The sequence below is a fragment of the Microbacterium sp. Bi128 genome, from assembly GCF_918698205.1.
In genome coordinates, this window is the sequence record NZ_CAKKMM010000643.1 from 1 (window position 1) to 2,802 (window position 2,802).

3 protein-coding genes are annotated in these 2,802 nt (G+C 70.5%); all 3 read left to right on the forward strand.

Annotated features, from left to right (window positions below; all coding sequences use genetic code 11):
- A partial coding sequence (locus LQV45_RS24185) for a molybdopterin-dependent oxidoreductase (RefSeq protein ID WP_230009164.1) occupies window positions 1-1,314 on the forward strand: 1,314 nt, incomplete at its 5' end.
- A 36-nt stretch (window positions 1,315-1,350) separates the two neighbouring features.
- Window positions 1,351-2,367: an asparaginase gene (locus LQV45_RS24190; RefSeq protein ID WP_230009165.1), complete on the forward strand. Its 1,017-nt coding sequence runs from the start codon at window positions 1,351-1,353 to the stop codon at window positions 2,365-2,367.
- Between the two features lie 13 nt (window positions 2,368-2,380).
- Window positions 2,381-2,800, forward strand: coding sequence for a sterol carrier family protein (locus LQV45_RS24195; protein ID WP_230009166.1), 420 nt, complete (start codon window positions 2,381-2,383; stop codon window positions 2,798-2,800).
- The last annotated feature ends 2 nt before the right edge of the window (window positions 2,801-2,802 follow it).

Consider the following 2,802-nt stretch of genomic DNA (forward strand, 5'->3'; position numbering starts at 1 on the left):
GTGCTCGGCATCGTGGCGTACCGGACATGGGCCCTGGGTGTGGCCGGGGTGGTGCTGATGGGCGCCGTGATCGTCGGCAGCGTGGTGACGCGGGCCAGCGTCAAGCCGATCGATGCCATTCCCTCCCTGATCGGCACCGTCGCCGGGCTGGTGGTGCTGCGGCTCCTGATCACCCGGCTGTGGCGGATGCAGGAATGGCCGGACCGGGCAGCGGACGTCGCCGCGAAGGAACCCGAGCGCCCGGCGACCACGCGGCGCGGGTTCTTCGCCGCCGCCGGCATCACCGCGGCCGCCTCGGCCGTCGCCGCCACCGGCGGACGCCTGCTGAGCGCGGCCCGCAGCAACGTGGCCGCGGCCCGCGAGTCGCTGCAGCTGCCCGCGCCCGCCAAGGCCGCCGCCGCGGTCCCGGCCGGGGTCCAGTCCAAGGCGCCCGGCGTCACGCCGTGGCTGACCCCGAACAAGGACTTCTACCGGATCGACACGGCGCTGAGCGTGCCGGAGATCAACGTCCAGGACTGGGAACTGCGCATCCACGGCCTCGTGGAACAAGAGGTCCGGCTCACCTTCCAGGACCTGCTCGACGCCCAGCTCATCGAATCCCATGTGTCCCTGACCTGCGTGTCCAACCCGGTCGGCGGCAATCTGGCCGGCAACGCCAAGTGGCTGGGCATGCCCATCCGCGACGCCCTGAAGCTGGCCCGCCCCACACAGGGCGCGGACATGGTGCTTTCCACCTCGGCTGACGGCTTCAGCGCCTCGACGCCCCTGGAAGTCCTCCAGGACGACCGCGACGCGATGCTGGCGATCGGCATGAACGGCGAGGCGCTCCCGCTCGAGCACGGCTACCCGGTGCGGATGGTGGTTCCCGGCCTGTACGGCTTCGTCTCCGCCACCAAGTGGGTGGTGGACCTGGAGGTGACCCGGTTCGCGGACAGCAAGGCGTACTGGACCCAGCGGGGCTGGTCCGAACGCGGCCCGATCAAGACCATGGCGCGGGTCGAGGTGCCCAAGTCCTTCGCCAAGGTCCCCGCCGGAAAGATCGCCATCGGCGGCACCGCGTGGGCCCAGACCCGCGGGATCACCAAGGTCGAGGTGCAGATCGACAGCGGGCCCTGGACCGAGGCGGTACTCTCCGACGAGGCCTCCCTCATCACGTGGCGGCAGTGGTCCCTGGACTGGGATGCCACGCCGGGCCCGCACTACATCAAGGTACGCGCCACGGACGGCAAGGGCGAGGTCCAGACGGACAAGCGGGCGGATCCGGTTCCGGACGGCGCCTCCGGCTGGCAGTCGGTGATGGTGACCGTGGAATAACCGGGGTATCAGCACCGGGCACCATAGACTTGCAGCATGGCTTTGAACCCGCATGCAACATTCACAGTCGACTCCGCCGTCGAACTGGCAGTCATCGAACGCAGCGGCTTCGTGGAGTCCCGCCACATCGGCTCGGCCGTGGTGCTGGCCGCGGACGGGACGGCAGTGATCGAGCTCGGCGATGTGAACGCCCCGATCCTTGCCCGGTCCACGCTCAAACCGTTGCAGGCCCTGGCCTCGATGCAGTCCGGCGTACCCCTGCGGGGCGCCCAGGTGGCCATCGCGTGCGGCAGCCACGTCGGATCCCTGGATCACATGGACGTGGTCGAGGGCATGCTCAAGGCGGCCGGGGCCAAGGAAGACCAGCTGCAGTGCCCGGCCGACTGGCCCCAGGATGAGACCGCCCGGAACTGGCTCGTCCAGACCGAGCGGGGCAAGTCCCGGCTGGCCTTCAACTGTTCGGGCAAACACGCCGCGTTCCTTTGGGCGTGCACGGAGAACGGCTGGGACAAGAACAGCTACCTCGAACCCAACCACCCGCTGCAGCAGCGCATCCGCTCCGTGATCGAGGAGTACTGCGGCGAACGCATCACCCACCTGGGCATCGACGGCTGCGGCGCGCCGGTTGCCGCCGTCTCCCTGATCGGCCTGGCCCGGGCCTACTCGAAGCTGGCCAAGACCCCGGGCGACAAGAACTCGAACGCGCGGGCAGCCACCATTGCCACGTCCATGCTGGACTACCCGTGGGCCGTCCAGGGGCGAGGGCAGGCCAACACGATCGTCATGGACGAACTCGGCATCCTGGCCAAGATCGGCGCCGAGGGCGTCCTGGTCATGGCCACCCGCCAGGGCGTCTCGGTTGCCATCAAGATGCTCGACGGCAACATCCGGGCCACCACACTGGTCGGGCTGACGCTCCTCGCGGCCTCCGGCGCCGTCGAAATCCCTGAAGTGTCCAGCGTCCTGGACAAGGTGGTGGACCCGGTACTGGGCGGGGGACGCCCGGTAGGCAAGATCCGGCTCGGGCGGGCCGTCGCGGCACTGCTGGACTAGGAGACTCGGGAAAGTGGCTGTATCGCGCCGTCGAATCGCCATGGACGAGGGCCGCGCGGCCCTCGCCGCGTGGCAGGAAGCCACCGCGACCGCACCGGGCCCGAACGTGCCGGCCGCCGGGGTCCCGGGCTCTGGAGGACCCGGCGCCGTCCCGCGCACCACGATCGCGACGGCGGTGCGCTACTGCCTGGAGGAAGTCACCGCGCGGGCGCCCGGGAACTCCGTGGAGGTGCGCGTCCCGCCGTTCGGCGTCACCCAGTGCGTGGAGGGCCCGCGGCACACGCGCGGCACCCCGCCAAACGTCATCGAGTGCGACGCCGACACCTGGCTGGCGATGGTCAGCGGACGATTGAGCTGGGCCGACGCCGTCGCCGCCGGCCGTGTTGCCGCCTCGGGACTGCGCGCGGACCTGTCCGCCCTCCTGCCCCTCTAGCC

Excerpts from the sequence above, each read along its gene's own strand:
- LQV45_RS24190 (WP_230009165.1), top strand. The coding sequence starts at position 1,351 with ATGGCTTTGAACCCGCATGCAACATTCACAGTCGACTCCGCCGTCGAA.